This is a genomic window from Paraflavitalea sp. CAU 1676, assembly GCF_029223285.1.
GTDB lineage: Bacteria > Bacteroidota > Bacteroidia > Chitinophagales > Chitinophagaceae > Paraflavitalea.
This window is the reverse complement of record NZ_JARHUJ010000004.1, coordinates 331,601-349,879: the sequence shown is the minus strand read 5'-3', so window position 1 is coordinate 349,879 and position 18,279 is coordinate 331,601. Positions and strand designations below refer to the sequence as shown.

Annotated in this window: 15 protein-coding genes; 3 read left to right on the top strand and 12 right to left on the bottom strand. The window is 47.7% G+C overall.

Annotated elements, in window-relative coordinates; translation table 11 throughout:
- Positions 1–26 precede the first annotated feature (26 nt).
- Both P2H89_RS14365 and P2H89_RS14360 read left to right on the top strand, forming a co-directional pair.
- The gene (locus P2H89_RS14365; protein WP_275827924.1) at positions 27–1,262 is read left to right on the top strand and encodes an ROK family transcriptional regulator; all 1,236 of its coding nucleotides are present in this window, start codon (positions 27–29) and stop codon (positions 1,260–1,262) included.
- A gap of 105 nt (positions 1,263–1,367) precedes the next feature.
- Entirely contained in the window at positions 1,368–2,567 is a 1,200-nt protein-coding gene (locus P2H89_RS14360; RefSeq protein WP_275827920.1) for a copper amine oxidase, read from the top strand.
- A gap of 221 nt (positions 2,568–2,788) precedes the next feature.
- Here the strand turns inward: P2H89_RS14360 and P2H89_RS14355 are convergent, their stop codons facing one another.
- The 8 genes from P2H89_RS14355 to P2H89_RS14320 all read right to left on the bottom strand — a co-directional run bounded on the left by P2H89_RS14355 (position 2,789) and on the right by P2H89_RS14320 (position 12,493).
- Positions 2,789–4,408 (bottom strand): OmpA family protein, encoded by a 1,620-nt coding sequence (locus tag P2H89_RS14355; protein WP_275827918.1) that lies wholly within the window; start codon positions 4,406–4,408, stop codon positions 2,789–2,791.
- Positions 4,409–4,553: 145 nt separating this feature from the next.
- Positions 4,554–5,315 (bottom strand): glycosyltransferase family 25 protein, encoded by a 762-nt coding sequence (locus P2H89_RS14350; protein ID WP_275827916.1) that lies wholly within the window; start codon positions 5,313–5,315, stop codon positions 4,554–4,556.
- Positions 5,316–5,327: 12 nt separating this feature from the next.
- Complete coding sequence (locus P2H89_RS14345; protein WP_275827914.1) at positions 5,328–6,002, bottom strand: polysaccharide deacetylase family protein; 675 nt, start codon at positions 6,000–6,002, stop codon at positions 5,328–5,330.
- 67 nt (positions 6,003–6,069) lie between these two features.
- Positions 6,070–6,933, bottom strand: a complete 864-nt coding sequence (locus P2H89_RS14340) for a glycosyltransferase family 2 protein (protein WP_275827912.1) — start codon at positions 6,931–6,933, stop codon at positions 6,070–6,072.
- A gap of 137 nt (positions 6,934–7,070) precedes the next feature.
- Positions 7,071–8,072, bottom strand: a complete 1,002-nt coding sequence (locus P2H89_RS14335) for a DUF4249 domain-containing protein (protein ID WP_275827910.1) — start codon at positions 8,070–8,072, stop codon at positions 7,071–7,073.
- Positions 8,073–8,156: 84 nt separating this feature from the next.
- Positions 8,157–10,736, bottom strand: a complete 2,580-nt coding sequence (locus P2H89_RS14330; RefSeq protein ID WP_275827908.1) for a carboxypeptidase-like regulatory domain-containing protein — start codon at positions 10,734–10,736, stop codon at positions 8,157–8,159.
- A gap of 65 nt (positions 10,737–10,801) precedes the next feature.
- Positions 10,802–11,893, bottom strand: coding sequence for a FecR family protein (locus tag P2H89_RS14325; protein ID WP_275827906.1), 1,092 nt, complete (start codon positions 11,891–11,893; stop codon positions 10,802–10,804).
- A 51-nt stretch (positions 11,894–11,944) separates the two neighbouring features.
- Complete coding sequence (locus P2H89_RS14320) at positions 11,945–12,493, bottom strand: RNA polymerase sigma-70 factor (RefSeq protein WP_275827904.1); 549 nt, start codon at positions 12,491–12,493, stop codon at positions 11,945–11,947.
- A 170-nt stretch (positions 12,494–12,663) separates the two neighbouring features.
- On the opposite strand from P2H89_RS14320, the gene P2H89_RS14315 reads away from it, so the two are divergent.
- Entirely contained in the window at positions 12,664–14,313 is a 1,650-nt protein-coding gene (locus P2H89_RS14315; protein ID WP_275827902.1) for a RagB/SusD family nutrient uptake outer membrane protein, read from the top strand.
- 88 nt (positions 14,314–14,401) lie between these two features.
- Here the strand turns inward: P2H89_RS14315 and P2H89_RS14310 are convergent, their stop codons facing one another.
- The 4 genes from P2H89_RS14310 to P2H89_RS14295 all read right to left on the bottom strand — a co-directional run bounded on the left by P2H89_RS14310 (position 14,402) and on the right by P2H89_RS14295 (position 18,015).
- Positions 14,402–15,049: a response regulator transcription factor gene (locus tag P2H89_RS14310; RefSeq protein ID WP_275827900.1), complete on the bottom strand. Its 648-nt coding sequence runs from the start codon at positions 15,047–15,049 to the stop codon at positions 14,402–14,404.
- 696 nt (positions 15,050–15,745) lie between these two features.
- Complete coding sequence (locus P2H89_RS14305; protein ID WP_275827897.1) at positions 15,746–15,994, bottom strand: hypothetical protein; 249 nt, start codon at positions 15,992–15,994, stop codon at positions 15,746–15,748.
- Between the two features lie 8 nt (positions 15,995–16,002).
- Positions 16,003–17,616 (bottom strand): PAS domain S-box protein, encoded by a 1,614-nt coding sequence (locus P2H89_RS14300; protein ID WP_275827895.1) that lies wholly within the window; start codon positions 17,614–17,616, stop codon positions 16,003–16,005.
- A gap of 12 nt (positions 17,617–17,628) precedes the next feature.
- The gene (locus P2H89_RS14295) at positions 17,629–18,015 is read right to left on the bottom strand and encodes a response regulator (protein ID WP_275827893.1); all 387 of its coding nucleotides are present in this window, start codon (positions 18,013–18,015) and stop codon (positions 17,629–17,631) included.
- Between the last annotated feature and the right edge of the window lie 264 nt (positions 18,016–18,279).

The window sequence follows — 18,279 nt, the reverse complement described above, 5'->3', positions numbered from 1 at the left end:
TGAAAAAACTTTATCCCCTTCCAGCTATGGCAATCAAGCAAAGCATATTTGAAATATTTTCTGAAGAGAACACTTCAGGGGTCGCCTATAAGAACAAAGCGTTCAAGAGAGAGATCATCAATCACCTCGATCAAACCGGTAATAACACGATTACCGATCTGGCACAGGAGATGAATATCAGTGTACCCAAGATCACCAGCCTCATTAATGAATTGATCACAGACGGCCTGGTACAGGATTATGGGAAAGAAGATTCGAAAGGTGGTGGACGCAAAGCGAACCTGTATGGGCTCGTAGCGGATTCCGCTTTTTTTCTCGGTGTGGATGTAAAGCAATACTATATTAATATAGGACTGCTCGATTTCAAAAAGAACCTGGTAAAAGCAGAAATGCATGTCCCCTATTCTTTGGTGAATACCAAGGAAGCATTTGATCAACTGGTGCGGGTGATCCAAACCTTTATTACCCGCCTGCCCGAGGAGCACCGGAACATCCTGGCGCTTTGCCTCAACCTATCGGGCCGCATCAATAGCGAAAACGGCTACAGTTACAGTTATTTTCATTTTCACGAAGAACCCCTCAGTACCACGATCGAAAAGATCACTGGCATTCGTACTTACCTGGAGAATGACTCAAGAGCCATGGCCTACGGCGAATTTCATAATGGGCTTGTCCGGGAAGAGAAGAATGTGCTGTTTGTCAATATGGACTACGGCATTGGTCTGGGTATTATGATCGATGGAAAGATCTATCGCGGGAAATCGGGGTTTGGCGGAGAATTTGGCCATATACCTCTGTTTGCCAACGAGATCATTTGTCATTGCGGCAAAAAAGGTTGTCTTGAAACGGAAGCATCGGGGCAAGCGTTGTTGCGACTCTTTAGGGAAAAGATAGAACAGGGATCTACCTCTGTTCTGGTGCAAAAGGACAAACTACCCGAGCATTTGCGGCTGTATGATATTATTCAAGCAGCAAAAAATGAAGACGTATTATGTATTGAACTCATTGCCGAAATTGGTGAAAAGATCGGCCGCGGCATCTCCGTCCTTATCAATATATTCAACCCCGAGTTAGTTATTCTCGGCGGCATCCTGGCCGAAACCGGCGACTACATCCGCCTTCCGATACGCAGTGCGCTCAATAAATATTCACTGAGCCTTGTAAATAACGATACTCAACTTCATATGTCGAAGCTGCAGGAGAAAGCCGGCGTTATAGGCGGTTGCCTGATCGCCCGTGATAAACTACTCTCCATTAAGTAAGAAGTAGATCATAATCGTCTTAGATGAGATCTAATTAATAAAAACATTTACTATATTCGCAATGGTTAATAAATTATTTATCTAAATAACCTACCATTGCAAGTCATGATTAAAAAATCATTAAAGAAAGCAGGTTGCCTTTCCCTCCTCTTCGCCGGCAGTTTAGCCACTACCCTCCCATCCCTGGCTCAGGAAATTGGCCCCGAACTAAGCAAGCGCGTGTTGGCAGCCCCACAAGGTGGCCTTATTGAACTGCCCGGAGTGCTCACCGAAAAGTTTCAACAGGTTGGTTACAGAAAGGTCGTATTGCCCGGACCTCAATACCTGATCTCCGATGATCCTGAATACATTCGCGTACCGGAAGCCATTGCCTTGCGAGAAGCTGTTGATCCTGGAACAGTGAGATTATATGTGTATAATGTGAATGGAGTGAAGGAGCCGGCGAAGATCGAAACGAGGATTGCTGCGGTGATTAAAAATACCGGCAAAACCGATATGCGCCTGCGCATGTTGAAATACTCATCCCAAAAGCCTACTACCAATTATTTCCTGGCTGGTAAACAGGGATTGGCCGACTTCTTTGCAGCAACCCCACAAACAAGCGTACGAATTGTCAAGCCTGGAAAGTCCATTACCATAGATCCTGCCCATGAAAAATTTGTGGTTAAGTATGACGAACTGGTACACGGTTTTTATGAGTTTGTGATCGACCAGCCTGGTGAGATCAGTATTCTGCAAACCGACACCAAAACACCTGTCACCACTGCAGCAGAACGTATCAAGAACATCTTGCCCTCTAAAGGCAACAACGCAGGTCGCGGAGTATTTGGAGTATCCAATTACCGTGTTGAGGTTCAGGACACCCTGGATACCAAAGATGGCATCAAACAGATCATCGTGGCCGATGGTAATAAGGATCCCTGGGTGCTTGGTACCGAAGGTACCTCCGGCCGTACTGCTACTCTTGCAGGTAACTACGGTGTCATGTACCAGGTTGAGATGAAGTGGAAGAGTACCGATGGCCGTGGTTTGGCACTCGTAACCTGGAACTCACGTGCCGACAACGGTCAATGGTGTGGCGGTATGGCCAATACCATGATAGTAAGTAAGGGAAAATTCAAGGAAGGCATTATTCAATTGCCTGCCGATAAACTGGTGACCAGGAAATCGCCCGAGGCAATCCTTGTTCAGGTATTTCCGCCGGCTGCAAACGGAGCGGAGCAAACCATCAAATTCACTTATTCTCCTCCCGGGGCTTCCTGTCTTCCCACACCATTGGTGTTTATTCCGGTAGATATGAAGTAATCATGTGCTGGTTTAATTGAAGTTGCGCAGATTGAAGGAATTATCATGAAAGCTCCGGTAAATAAATAGTTTGCCTTCAAAACGAGAGAGGTTGCCTTTTAAGCTAATCATCAGGCCGGGTTTGGGCCACTTAGCTAAAAGACAACCTCTTGTATGAACATGCAGCTGAAAGACGGTATGAGATCAGCCAGGAGGTATTTGGCCTCCGGCTGATCAATTGCCTAGTTCTTTAAAATCTTGAATTCCACACGACGGTTCAATTGCCTGTTCTCATCCGTATCGTTCGGTGCTACAGGCTTCGACTCACCATATCCTTGCGATATGATCCGCTTAGGATCGATACCCTGCGATATGATATATTCACGCACCGATTTAGCACGATTATCACTCAACTTGAAGTTGTACTCGTCGGTACCGTAACTATCGGTGTGGGCACTCATTTCGATCTCGATCGACGGGTTTTCCTTCAGCAAGGTCACTACCCTGTTCAACTCAACAAACGATTCGGGACGCAGGTTCCACTTATCGAAGTCGAAGAACACATTATTCAGTCGTACCACCTGGCCAATTTCAATGGGCACCAGGTAAAGGTCCTTATGAATTTCCTTATACCCTGCCTTGATCATTGAATCGAGGTTCAGGTTTTCCGACACTGCGAAGAATTTATCGGCGGTTGCCCTGATGAGGTAGTTCTTGTCATAGGGTAATACGATCTTGAACGCGCCATCCGTAGGGCTGCTCACGCCGTTGCCGGCAGGAGCTCCGTCGGGCAGGGTTTCATATAACAAAGAGGCGCTGAGCGGTTGTTTTGTTTTCTGGTTGTATACATTGCCACTCACCAGGATCACAGGATTTGGCTTTTCCTTCTCCAATAATTTTACCCGCACGATATCGCTTTCGCCATAGGTATTCTCATTCGTGGTGAGATAGGCATATTCACCACCAGCATCGAGGGTAAAGAAAGCATCCCAGCCGTTCGTATTGATGGGGGCACCCAGGTTAACGGGTTCGCTCCACTTTTGCCAGGATTTATCGAGGCGCCTGGTCATGTAAATATCATTATCTCCCAGTCCGCCGGGGCGGTTGCTGCTGAAGTACATGGTAACGCCATCTGCGGCTACATAGGGTGTCATTTCATCGTAACCGGGCAGGCTGATCTGTTTTCCCAGGGTCTTGGGTTCGGACCAGGAACCATCGTCCTGCAGGAAACAAACGAAGAGGTCGTTGAGGCTACTGCCTTTATCGGGCGTCATATACAGCAACAGGGTACGCGCATCGTGCGTCATGGTTGCGCCCGACAGCAGGCCCCGGTCGTACTTTTCATAATTCTTGATGTACAGCATCTGTGGTTCACTCCAGCGGCCATTTTCCTTGCGGTAACTAAGGCTTACGCCCTTTCCGTGATAACCACCATCGATAAATGCACCGCGGATCAGTATCCTGTTCTTATCGGGCGATATCCAATAAACGGCATTGTAATGCGCAGTATTGAGTGGTGATTTGAGGTGGCGTGCTTCACTCCACTTACCCAGGCTGTCGCGTTCGGAATACCAAATATCTTGCGAATTTGGAATAGAGTTGTACTTGGTATTGGCCGGATGGTTTTCACAAATAAAGAATAGCAGGTTGCCATCAGCCGAGATCGTGGGTCTCAATTCCGGCAAATCGGAATTTATGTTTATGCCCAGGTTCTCGATCTTAATGATCGTGTTGGCATTGATCACATTCTCTTTTTGGAACTTCAGCCCATTGGTAGTGTCGATAGCTGTGGGCGGCTTGGGTTGTGCCCACACGGATTGAGTCATGACTGCCAGCAGGCAGGGGATTAGTAGTTTTTTCACTGGAACCGGATTTGCCGACAAAATACTCCAAATCACTTGAGTTTGCCAGCAGGTGGGGATAAATAAGCATAAATGGTTGAAAACCACTCATTACAGCCTGATTATCAACACCCAAAACACTTATTGAATAGTATGAACCGCTGCATCAGGAGGTTAGGGAATGCATGGTATGCACAAACGCCGTTCGCTGGTTAAACAATTTTGGCCTGCTGATATATCCCCGTAGTTCGTCGTTGGCAATGGCAAATGCCAGCAGGTTATCGGCGTTGTAGAATACCGGTGTTTGCTTTTGCAGGAGTTTCCTGGCTCCTTCGCGGGTTACCGCATAGGCGTGGGTGCAATCATGAAAACCTGCACGGGCTATTTGTGCAGAAAGAGGGCGTGGGTAATAATTAGAATAGATCTTTCTGGACAGATGCAGGGACGCGTGCGATGGGAAGCTCATATAAAGCAGTCGCTTGATCTTTTGTTGCCAGCCAAATGTTTCGTTGCCTTCATACCCGAGGTAAAATACCTCCCAGTCATTGGGCAACGCTTCTGTAATGGCTGGAAACAGAGAAAGGTTTTCATTGACCGGAAAAGCGTCATCTTCCAGGATGAGCACGCGATCATATCCGTGGGCAAGTATGGACTCATACATTTTGACATGTCCCAGCGAGCAGCAGAACATACCTGCACTCATATCGGCTCTTTTTGAGTAGATATTTCTGTAGGCCACATCGTTATATATTCCATCCGCTTTCATCGATTGCAGGCTGATGGTCTCTTTATCCACTCCATAAAATACCTCATAGTTCAATCCTTCCAGCTCCTGTTTAAAAAGCGCTATTCTATCCGTCAACCGTTCGAGTGTGAGGATATAGATCTTATCGAACCAGGCATTGATTGTACTAAACCTGTTTTGCATGGGTATATTTTATCAGAAGAGGCTCTTGCCTTTGCGTACAAGCCGGGTGAATTTTTTTTGGGTAATGCCGCCCCTGATATCGAGACGCTCGATCAACAAGGGTTCTTTCAGCGGCAAGCGGTTCAGTCGGTTACCTATACGGAATGCGGCCGAGAGTTTCTGCTCGGCCAATGCATCGAAAAATGCCTGACTGGCTGCTCCTTTTTTGGGCCAGGCGCCAAACGGAAATGCCAGGCAGGGTTGAAAAGCGATCCCTTTTTCTGTCAGGCCCTTTTTACACTTATCGAGATCGGCCAGCACGGCGTCTTTTGAAAGGTCGCGGTAATTGACATGGTCGAAGGAATGTAAACCAAACTCGATCAGCGACGGGTCCATGGCCTTCAGATCGTTTACACCGAGGTACGTATCGGTGTCGATGAATGAAGGCACGAGAAAGATATTAGCCTTCATACCCAATTGCCGGAAGACGGGATAAGCGTTGGTAAAATTGTCGAGATATCCGTCATCGAAGGTGATGAGCAAGGGTTTCTCCGGCAAAGGGGTTCCCTGCCGGAGATGGTTTACCAATTGACTCAGTGAGATCGTCCTGTATCCTTCCTGCCGCAGATGATGCAGTTGCCACTCGAGGTCCCTGACCGGTACAGTGAGCATATCAGTTTGTCCGTCGGCACTGATCTTGTGATACATCAAAACGCGCAAAGGATACGAAGGGGTCGGCACCATGGGAAGTTTGAGAGAACAGTTAAGGATTCAGTCATCGGGCAATCATTGCTTCCGGATCTAAAACCGGCAGCTTCGTGGTTCTATGCAGCTCTTTCAACTTTACGTATTTCAGAAAGTGATAGTAAGTAGCAAAGACCGACCAGTAAAAACCTTTCATGCCGTTGAGGCAATTGCGCTCAAGCAGATAATATTTGACGAAATTGAAAGGCAGGCCGAACAATACAGCCAATGCCGATTTCTTTTTGCCTTTACCATAGGATATCTCCGCAGACAGCGTGGAATACTTATTTAATTTTTCGATACACTGATGTATGCCGGTGTAACTAAAATGCAGGATGGTGTGTTGCAGTTTTTTCACCGCTCCCTCAACCCGGAAGCTTTCGTGCACTCTTTCGGCCGTTACGCCGCCCATGCGGCGATTGAACAAGCGGAGGAAATGTCGTCCGCTTTCTTTTCCGTGATGGAACTCTTTGTCGAGAAAGACCATGTTCATGGGAAAGGAAAAACCCGCGTAGTTGGTATCCGGACTGATACTCCTGATCTCTGCGATCAGTTCGTCGGTCGGGATCTCGTCGGCATCGATACAAAGCACCCAGTCGTTGGTAGCCCGGGCTATGGCAAATTGTTTTTGTGTACCATACCCATCAAATGTACGGGAATAGACATCGCAACCGAACTCCTGGCAGATGGCTACCGTATTGTCGGTGCTGTAACTGTCCACAATAACGATCTCATCGCACCAGTCCAGTTTCGCCAATGTTTTACGGATGATCTTTTCTTCATTGAAAGTGATGATCACAGCCGAAACCTTCAGCTCTTTAGGGCTGGGCAATACTACCTGCATCTTTACACCTGGAATAACTCCGGCAACTGTCGACAGCTGGGAATAGCTCATATTTCCTCGATAAGCATTTTGGCACTTACCGTAGTAAAACCGGAAATAATCAGAAACCCCTATTTCTTTGCCGGAAAATAATTTCCGCCTGTGCAATACCAGCAGGCGGGGCAGGATTTCTCCATAGCGTGGCGTTGCTACCAGAGCGTATCGAAATAGTAAATCCGTTCGCGTCTCGCCGATCCGCCAAGGATGCCCAGGCCATTTTTGATATTGCCTGTTGGGGAAGGAAGCTGGTTGGCCGGAATGGCACCAAAATCGGTCTTGTATTTCTCGTAGTCGAGCAGGTAGTCGAACAGTTCCTTACTAACCGCTTTGAACTGAATGCGGACACGGCCTTTCTGGAAAGGTTCGGTGGCGATGAAGAATTGTTTGTCTACATAAAATTTAAAGGTATAGGATTGTCCATTGAAACTCTTATCCGTTAAGAAAAGCCGGCGAAAAGGGTTGTGCAGGTTTTCGAAGCGCGCGTTCTCCGTTGCAGGATCTTCCGTGAACAATTCGAGCCGGAGGAACTTGTTGATCGAGACCGTATCGTTGCGCAATATTACCCCCGGTGTATTCTTTACCTGTTCATAAAGGGTTTTGCCCTGATTGGTATAATAGTCGTACTTCACTCCCTGGTAAATAAAGTATTTACCGGGCTTCAACAGCTCCTTAACGCCTTCTACGATATAATAATCGTCTTTGTCGGCGGCATCCTGAAAATTGACGGTCACGGCCAATGCATTCCTTGTTTCATGCACTTGCGATACAGTATCTATTGAATTCCATTTAGGCAACGGAGGGATATGGGTGGTACCGGTGGCCGTGCCCATGGTGGGGTGACTTATCTCGATAGAATAAGTAGTGTTGGACTTATACCGCTTCCTGTTGGTAAATACAGAGGTCGGATTGTTGGCATATTGCCAGGCATAGCTGGGCTGTAATAGCCAGGTGCGCGTATTCTCCTCTTTCAGCGTAACGGTAGCGTCATTCACTCTTTCGAACTTGAGCAGGTTACCATTACCCACCCGGATAGTTTTGCCCACTGGTATCCTGACCGAATCGCCCGCCGATATTTCGGCCAGCACCACCAGGTGATCGTCTTCAAACTGATCAGAAGTAAAACCTTTTTTACAGGCAGTGTTTCCCAGCATCCACAGTATTGCAGTAACGATCCCCATCCACCTTAGCGGCGGAGGAATAATTGCGCGATATGCGGATTGTTCTGATTTCATATTTTAAAAAGCAAACGTATAAGATATATAGGGGGTTATTTTAAAGAACTGGTATTTGGTGGTTACTACCAGCGAGCGTTTTCCGAAGGTTCCTTCGAGATCGTAAACATACTGGTTGGGTGATCCATATACATTGTATATACCGGCCGAGATGCGCGACACCAGCCTGGCAGTGTGCTGCATGGTAAAGGTTGTAGCTACATCGAGACGGTGATAAGGAAGCGTACGATACTGGTTCACCATCGACGAGTGGTAGATCAACCGGTATTCTTTGGGCGACAAAGGATTGAATATCTGCTGTGCATCATCGAAATCGGGATAACCCCGATCGGGCATGGTGAACACATTGCCGGTTGAAAATGTCCAGAGGGTAGAGAAGTTCCAATGGTTGTTGTGCCGATAAGTGACACCAGCATTGAGTGAATGCCTCCGGTCGTATTTAAAAGGAAATTTTTCGTCGTTGTTGATACCGGCAAACCTGCGCCAGTTCCACGATAAGGTATAACCCGCCTGCAGGTACCACCTGGGAGCTGTTTTCTCCAGTTTCACTTCCAACCCATAACACCAGCCCTTGCCCGACTGTACGTTCTGCTCCCAATCGGCCGTATTCAGGAAAAGGTTCTTCCCTTCAACATAGTTGGTAACATTTCGGAGCTGTTTGTAGTAAACCTCGCCCGTGACGACCAGCTTTTTCCTGCCCCGGTATGTGTAACCCAGGTTGATCATATCGCACTCTTCCGGGCTCAGCATTTTGGTACTGGGCACCCAGGCGTCGCCGTTGATGCCAAGGTATGGATTGGTAACGAGATGCAGGTATTGTGTCATGTGGCTGTACGCCAGGTTGAGTTGATGTTGCTTACCCAGCCTGTAGCTGCCATAGAATCGCGGCTGCCAGGAGGTATACGAATAACCGTTGTTGGTAAAGTGCGACAGGTGAATCCCCGGGCGTATAAAAAGTCTTTTACCGGGCCTGATCTCGTGTTCGAGGTAATACACCAGTTCACGAAATGCTATTGGCGGGAAGTCGGAGAAGTCTTCCGGTTTATCAAAGAAGTCGGTGGCGATATTGGAGTCGAAGGGCCTCACTTTGGTGAAGTTGGCTTTGAAGCCGGTAACCACCCTCCAATTGTTGGTAGCAGTAAATTCAAGTTTGGTCTGGCCATTGACCTGTTGAATGGAAGAATAAGTATTGTATACCCGATTCTGCATAGAGGCCCCGGTACTGTCATAAAGGTTATACCGGAAACCTGCAATATTCTGGTAACGGCTGTAGTTGACGGAGGATGAAAGGAAGGCCTTGGGGCCCAATAACCTGTTCCAGGCGAGGGATGCCGTTCTGTTGCCCCAGCTTTGGAGGTTGTTGGTATAATCACGGTGAAGGGTAAGCTCATCCTGCCCGGCATAAACATCCACCGTCAATTTATCCTTCTTACCGACCCATTGTGTAAACTTGGCATGGAGGTCATAAAAGTTTACACTGATACCGGCATTCATCGCCCGCAACATGGGATTGATCCAGCTATGCCGGAAAGACACTATGATTGCCGATTTATCTTTTTTTACAGGTCCTTCCAGGGTGACGGAACCTGCCAGCACGCCCGCATTCGCTTCGCCTTTCCACTGCTTCATATTGCCGTCTTTGGTGATCACATCGATCACCGACGATAGTCCTCCACCGTATTGCGAAGGGAAATTGTTTTTGTAAAGATGCAGTGATTTTACGGATGTACGATTGATGATAAACAGGGTACCGAGGAGGTGTGTTGGATTAAAAATTTTGTTACCATCGAGCAGGAATACATTCTGGTCGGGGCTGCCACCACGCACGAGGAGCCCATTGGTGATTTCGGGCGTATTCTTAACACCGGGCTGCAGGTACAGTGAACGGATTACATCTGGTTCTCCCAGGAACATATCCTGTACGTTTTCAGTTAATCCTACCAGGTTATCTCCTTTGCGGCTGTTCTTTCCGTCGGCAGTAACTGTCACTTCTGATATTTCGGTCCTCGGTTCGAGGGTTAGGTCGAAACGGGTATTTTCATGCAGGTCAAAATCGAGGCGTCGTGGATGGTAGCCTGCATAGGAAACGAAAAGCGTTTGGCGGCCAGCCGGCAGCAATAAGGTATAGTGACCATAGGTGTTGGAGAGCGCTCCTTTTTGCAGTGCAGGCTGCCAGATGGTGGCGTCGGCAAGCGGTTCACCACTTACTTCTTCTTTTATCAATCCGAAAACCGCAAAGTAGGAAAGCAGAAAATCGTCGGGCAGCGGCGTTGCTGCTGGTACAAGGATTATTTTATTGTTCCTTTCCAACAAGCTTACTTTTTGTCCGCTCAATACCTGTTGTAGTACGGCTCCTAATGTTGACGGAGCACCTTGCAGGATAATAATTTTACCGGTATCGAGATGGTTGGAGGAATATTCTACGAAGAGTTGTCCGCTGGCATTGAGCTGATCGAGGAAATCTTTTACAGAAGCTTTGTGAAAAGGAGGTGAATAGGGCCTGGATGCAAATGACAGTTTTTGCGCTTGCGCAATAAAAATAGACCAGCAAAACAAGGCCATTAAGCCAAGTGCTCTTTTCATACCAAAGTTCCTTTCCTGTGCTAGTTGATGGTTGGGGCGCCCTGCGGGCCCGACAAAGGAACTATTTATTTCATATAAAAAAGGATTTTACTGTTTTCTTTTTTCATGCTTAGCCCGGTGATGAGCGCTACCTCTCCGAGGGCCTGCTCGAGGCTGAGGTTATTAAACCGGGCCGTAATGACGAGGGAGTCGGGTACAATGTTATGGGTATCAAGCTCAATAGGTATTACATAAAGGTTTGACAGGTCTTCCAGCGCTTGTTCCAGGGGTTTGTCCCTGAACTCGATCAAACCGGTATTCCAGGCGATGAAATTGGAATCTGTTACGGGTGTTTGAACAAATTCTTCCTGCTGAAGTAAGGCACGTTGCCCTGCACCGATCTCGACGCGGTTGCCTGTATTGCTTATGCTGGCAATCCTTACCCGGCCAGTCACTACAATCACTTCATCTTTACGATCGGAGGTATTCACGAGAAATGAGGTACCCAATACTTTAATGGCGGCCTGGCCGGTTGTAATGACGAATGGATGGGCTTCATCGTGGTGCACGTCAAAGAATGCCTCGCCCGACAACTTTACATGTCGTTCGGCTCCGTCGAAGTTATCCCGGTATTGTAAAGATGCTCCCTTCCGGAGCCTAACCATCGTGCCATCGGACAGGCGAATGGAAGTATTGCTGGCTGCCACCGTTTCCTGCCAGGGCCCGTTAGTGGTTCGGCTCCAGAGTATCCAGCCAAGCAAAGCGGCAATCATCACAGCAGCAGCAATAGCCAACGGCCATTTTAGCCGTTGGATGGCAGAAGTATCCCGGCTTTGTATAGTACGGTTATCTGGTTGCAGCATCGGTTCGTTATCCACGAGGGGCTGCATGACGATCGTTGGGCTGGAGGCGGTAATTGTGGTGATCGTTCCGGCATCTTCCTGTGCGATCTCCGACTGATTCACTTTGGCGGCCAATTTGGCCCAACCAGCCTCTTTATCAAATGATTGTGAGGCTGTGAGGCGGAGACTCTCCTGCCAGATAATGGCCAATTCTTCATACTCCTCCCGGTGGGCGGGGTCTGCCAGCCATTGTTGCAATTGCTCCTGCTCGGCAGCCGAGGCCCGGCCGCTAAGCACTTTGGCAATGAGTTCCATTTTATGATCTTCTGAGGTCATTGGATGCACGTATTCATATATAACTTAAAAAACAGATAAACCCCTATTCCATCAATAAAAGGTTAACAAAACAAGGGGGGCCAGGCAGACCTGTTTACTACGGACGAAGGACCGCAATATTCGTAAAGCCTTGCCCATATGGTTCTCTACCGTTTTCACAGAGATATCCAGTGTATCGCTGATCTGCTGGTAGGATAGATCACTCACACGGCTCAGAACGAATACCTCCCGGCATTTGGGCGGCAGGTTTTCGATCGCTTCATTGAGTAATGTCTGGTAGTCTTTACCGCTCTCCTTTTCCCGATTGGTTTCGCCAGGAGCATCGGCCAGATCCACGCTTCTCAATTCACTGACCGCATGCTTTTGTCGTTGTTCCAGGTAACTTAAGCAGTTATTACGTACAGCCCGGAACATATAGAAGTTCAGCCCATCGGTACCGATGAGTTCCTTTTTCTTCTCCCACACGCGCAGAAAGGTTTCCTGCACGATATCCTCACACGCTTCCCGATCCTTTACCAGTGTAAAGGCATACTTGCACAAAGCCTCATAGTGTTCATTGAAGGCCTGTTGAAATAGCCGGTATGTGTATTCCTCATGCATGCAAACGTAGAACGCGGTCCTGTGGCGTGAAAGTACAAATATCGCAGCAAGTCATCATGAATATTTCCATCATACATGACTTGGATTTCCTGAAAATTATCGACTACGTGCAACTATTTTCTCAAAAAGGTGGTTAATGCATTCAACTTACAAAGTATCAAAACCGTATAATGAAAAAACCAATCCTGTACTTAGCATTGCTGACCTCCCTGGTCGCGTGTAAAAAAGGCAAAGTAAATAACAATCCGGACCCCGGCCCCGATGATCGCCCGCCTGCCTCCCTGGGTGTTGAAGTGTTCAACGCCACCCGTTGGTCGACGACTCAGCCTTACGGCGTGGCAGCTGCGGGGGCCAAAGTTTCCTTGTTCAGATCTGCCAGTGATTATCCCGGTGCGCCTGCGGCGGTTGCCAACACCAATGCCGACGGTCGCGTGGTGTTTCCGCATATTAATGCTGGTGAGTATTATATAGTAGCCGAGCAGGACTATATGTACGGCAAGATATCCAACGTGCTTTTTTATCAGGCAGGCGTAGGCGGTTTTACAGCCGATAGCCTGTGGCAGGCTGCTCCCGGCCCATCAGAATCGCCCAGCCCCCTTAATGGTGCTGCAGGTAATTTCCGATTTAAAGACCTCAATAGCGATGGTAAGATCGACTTCAATGACCGGGAATCTTTCCCTGCCGTGAAGGTCAAGTTCGATCAAAATAAGAACGTGGCCGTTAAGGTAATGATGGGGGCTATCGACAACAGGCAGTATGCCCGCCTTGCCGATGGCGCGGCAATCAATGCGGCCCTCAACCTCGCTTACACGAAAATGGCAGCCTGGCACGAATTTCAGGCTGTGCTGGACGCGGTTTATACCGATGAATATGATTGCACATCGCTCGCCGGTTCCTGGTGTGCGATCAATACTTACCAAACGACGGCCGCCAACCAGGCGGTCACCAAATTTTGGACCGATGGCTGGGCGCTCGTTTCTGCCATGGGCAATATTATTGCCAATACCGAACTGGTGAGCGATTTAACAGTGACAGAGAAGAAAGTCATTACGGGCCAGGCCAAAGCGTTAAAGGGTGCCGTGTGCCTGCAGCTAACCAATTATTTTGGTTCTTTGCCCAACCACGAATGGATCTCCATTCCCTATTACAGCACCCGCATGAACCAAACAGAGACCTTTGGTTTTATTGAGACGTGGCTCCTGTTTGGCAAACCCGACCTAAAATACGGCGGACTCCACACTCACCGCAGCAAAATGTCTTTGGCTGCCTGCGATGCGCTACTGGCGCGACTGTACCTGCAGCAGGGGGCCTATCAGAAAGCATTCGATCAGGCCACGGCAGTTATCGATAACTACGGCTTTAACCTGGGAACTGGCTCTACCGCTTTAACGCAAAACAATAGTCCGGAAGTGATTTGGAGTACAAAAGACGACCTGGGCGATGAAGTGAAGGTCACTTTTAACCGTGGGAATATTTTACCCGAGTTGAGACTTACCGAGATGCTGCTGATCTATGCGGAAGCCGGTATTGCATTGGGAAGGTTTGAGCAGGCAAGGTTGAAATTAAACCAGGTACGTTCGCGATCGGGATTGGGTGTTATTACCAGTAGCGACCCCGTGGTTCTGCGAGAAATACTCCAAGGTGAGTGGAGCCGTGAGATGGGGCGGGAAGGAGTTCGCCTGGCGGCTCTGGCTCGATGGAGTAAGACTTCGGCTGTGCTGGGTCCGCTCGGTCTCAATGCACACCAGCGTTTTCTGCCGATTCCGGCGGGTTATCTGCAGTGGTACTATGCTATCGTGCAAAATCCCGGGTATAATTGATTACCAAGATTTTACTATAGAATAATGCATCGAAGCCGCTCCCGCTACAAGGAGCGGCTTCTTTTTTGGCGCCTCCGATAGGAACTCGTTACAAGCGAGCTCCGGGAGCGTTGGCATCGTATAGACGGGCAAGGTCGGCAAGCTGGATGATGTTTTGCACGCCCAGCTTTTCGAAAATATGGGCCTTGTGTGTACCTACTGTAGAGGAATGGAGGTTGAGCGATTCGGCAATAGATGATATAGAATCGCCACGCGAAAGGCGCATGGCCACGTCGAATTCGCGATTACTCAGCTCGTCGAATGGGTTTTCTTTCTTTTTTTCGAGGGCATCAATGGAAATGATCTGGGCAAGGGCAGGACTGATATACCGGTGCCCCCTCATGACTGTCCAGATAGCCTTTTTGATCTCTTCTTCCGAAGATTCCTTATTGAGAAAACCTTTCACACCCATTTTTAGGAAACGCCTGCCATGCCATTCTTCCGGATTCATGGTAAAGACGAGGATGTTGACTGCCGGCCAGGCAATAAGAATATAATTGATAAAATCGACGGTATCTGTACCAGGAATATTGACGTCGAGCATGATCAGGTCGTAGGTCCTTTTCTTAAGCAGGAGAATGGCCGCTTCACCGCTTTTTGCCTCATCAATAAGAGCGGATGGCAGCTCCTGGCGGATCAGAAATGTGATACCAACCCTGATAATTGAATGATCGTCAATGATAAGAATGTTAGGCATGCTTCGTTGATAATGCAGTCCAAAAATAGAGAATACAGGAAGGTTTTACTTGGAAATATCCATATTTATGACTCAAAATATTATGATATTTCTATAGTTATTTTTCTACTATTTAGCCGCTCCAGCATCTATTTGAGTGGGCAGAAATTAGCTAACAGTGAGCAATATCTTGAAATACAGGCGCCATTTGTGGAAATAATGGACTATCAGCTAATGGTTTACCCTATCGAAAAAGCTTTAAATAAGGATAGAAAAGTTTTGAGACCTAATTATGAGTAATAAACTATTATACATTTGTAGCAGACAAGCGGCATAATACGCTTGAAACTCTTTCCTTTTTACGTCCTTTTCTTTAATCCTTGAAAGTGTACCGTTGCTCCGTACGGTAACAGCCAGGACAATCACAAGTTAGTCAAGATCATATTATAGCACCTCGGTGCCGGCAATTTTTTAGCACAGGCGATGAGAACAATGGGAAATCAGAAAGACTTCCGCAGTTTGGGTTAGTACAGAAGAGTATTCACATCCATGGGGGATCGTTGGGAACATCAACTGTACTTGACTTTACAGCCGGGAGTCTTTTCTGTTTACCCACGGCTGTCAATGATTTCAGGCGCACCTACCTGCGCAAGTCCTATATCCTGTTAAGTAAAGTTCCAGATTCTATGACCAGTTAATCCGTACCCTATTGCCCTTTCAACCAAGGTTATCCTGCAAAACAGTAACGACTGATCCTATCAATTCTACATTGATCTTCACTTTGGTGTCAGCCGTGTCAGGTGGCAGCACCACGCGATAGTTCCTTTCCTCATCCGGCTCAAAATAAACTTCAACGCCATCGATATCGGCGACGAAACGATGGGTGTAGCCTATCGGCTGCCATCGCAAGGTTATCTCCCTTTCACCCTCTCTGTAGGGCACTGTTATGACTATATTATCTTCCATTGGGATAATTATTGCGGGGTACTTTGTGCAGGGAACAAGATCGTGAAATTGGTGCCCACGCCCGGTTTGCTTTGTACGCTGATAAATCCTTTATGTCGTTCTACGATCTTTTTGCAAAGCGCCAGGCCAATGCCTGTGCCACTGTAGTAGTGCCGGTTGTTGAGCCTTTTGAAAACCACAAAAATCTGGTCGGCATATTTTTGATCAAAACCAATACCGTTATCGCCGAAGGTGATGACTGCATAGGTGCCGGGCGCCAGGGTATATTCCATGGAATCGGGCAATATTTCTTTATTGGTGCACCGAACCTCGATACGGGGGGCATTTTCACAAAACTTAAGCGCATTACTGAGCAGATTGCCGAAGAGTTGCCGCAGCTGTTGCTGGTCGCCCCTGATCAACGGTAGTTGGCTTACAGATACGATGGCCAACTTTTGCTCGATCAATAATTCAAAATCGTTTTTCACGTCCTGCAGCACCAGGTTCAGGTCGACCTCGCCCCAAACATTCTCACTTCTCGATAGTTTTGAATAATTCAATACGTCTTTAATAAGGCTGGCCATGCGCCTGGCGGATGTATTGATCTTAGCAAGGTAGGCTTCGACTGCGTCGGGATCATCGAGGTTGCTGCGCAACAAGTCGGCAAAGGTCTGGATCTTACGCAACGGCTCTTGTAAGTCGTGACTCGCGATGTAGGCATATTGTTCCAGTTCATGGTTTGACCTGCCTAATTCTTCGTTTATGGCCAAAAGTTCGCCAGTACGTTCTTCCACTTTCTGTTCCAATTGTACTTTGAACCGGTCTTCCGCTTCTTTGATCAGGCGAGCGATTTCTTTTTGCTCGGTGATGTCCCTTAGGATCTTGGAGGCACCAATTATTCGTCCGTCATTGGATTTGACGGGTGAAATCGTCAAAGAAACGTCCAATACCTTTCCCTGTTTGGTGATCCGTTTGGTTTCAAAATGGTCAACTCTTTCACCTTTTTTCAACCGGTCGATGATCTGAGGCTCCTCCTGCAAACGATCGGGAGGTATCAACATCGTGATTGGCTTGCCAATTACTTCGGCGGCGGTGTATCCGAGGATGCGTTCTGCGGCATCGTTCCAACTGGTGATAATACCGTCGAGCGTTTTACTAACGATAGCGTCGTCCGAAGAGGCAACAATAGCCGCCAGATGGGCCATTTTATCTTCGGTCAACTTGCGCTCGGTAATATCATTGAGCATATTCACCGCCCCAGCCAGGTGCCCATCGTTGTCGTAAATAAGTCGGGGCGAGGACAAGATGATCCGCCGGGTGCCATCGGCTCTCACGATGGCTATCTCTTCTACATTATTGACACTGCCTGTAGTGATGGCCCGCGCCATCGGGCTTTCTTCGGGCTGCAGCCGGGTACCATCAAGCTTATATATTTCAAGGGATCCGATCCAGCGGTCGCGGCCAATGACGGGCTCCCTCCCCCACAAAGCCACCGCCGCAGCGTTATATTCCGTAATAAATCCCTCCTTATTGCAGGAATACAGCGCAACAGGCAACAGTCTGAAAAGTTGTTCATAATAGCCGTCAATAGCCGGCTTTAGGTGGGAGTTTGATTCGGGACGGGCTTTGGCATCATCATTCATAACAAGATGCAGTTATTTAAAAAAATGTGCCAGCCTCTTCTTTAATTCTGCTACGCTCGATTGTTTCTCCAGGTAATCGCTGGCGCCCAGGTTGCGGGTTTCTATGATGTCCTTTTGTTCGGAAGAGGTGGAATATATAATCACTGGTGTTTCCTTAAGCCGGTCTATCTTTTTAATCTCCTGCAAACATTCCTTGCCATCCATCCTTGGCATATTCAGATCCAGAAAAATATAATCGGGATTAAAGGTCTCTTCTTTCGTCAGCTTTGAAACTGCTTCAATTCCGTCATTGGCTACAACACAGGCTATAGACGGATTAACACTTTTCAACACCAGTGCAAATATTTCCTGGTCGTCGATGTCGTCATCAATCAGGAAGCAAGTTTTGCCATTCTTCATCAAACGTGAATTATAAATTGATGGAAACCAATAAAACTGATAAAAAAGCCGGAGGATGCGACCAAAGATAAGATAAATAATTATGGCATAAGGTTTTGGCAAAGGTCACGAATGCCCCTCGAAACACCTGTATTTACTCCAACCGGGGACTTCCCCAAAGGGTTTCCTGTTCAAAAATTACAAAATAATGGCCCCTCGGCAAAAATTTCCATTTCGTCTTGTATGGGTCAAAGTGTATGGTGAATTACCCACCATCCTAGGGTC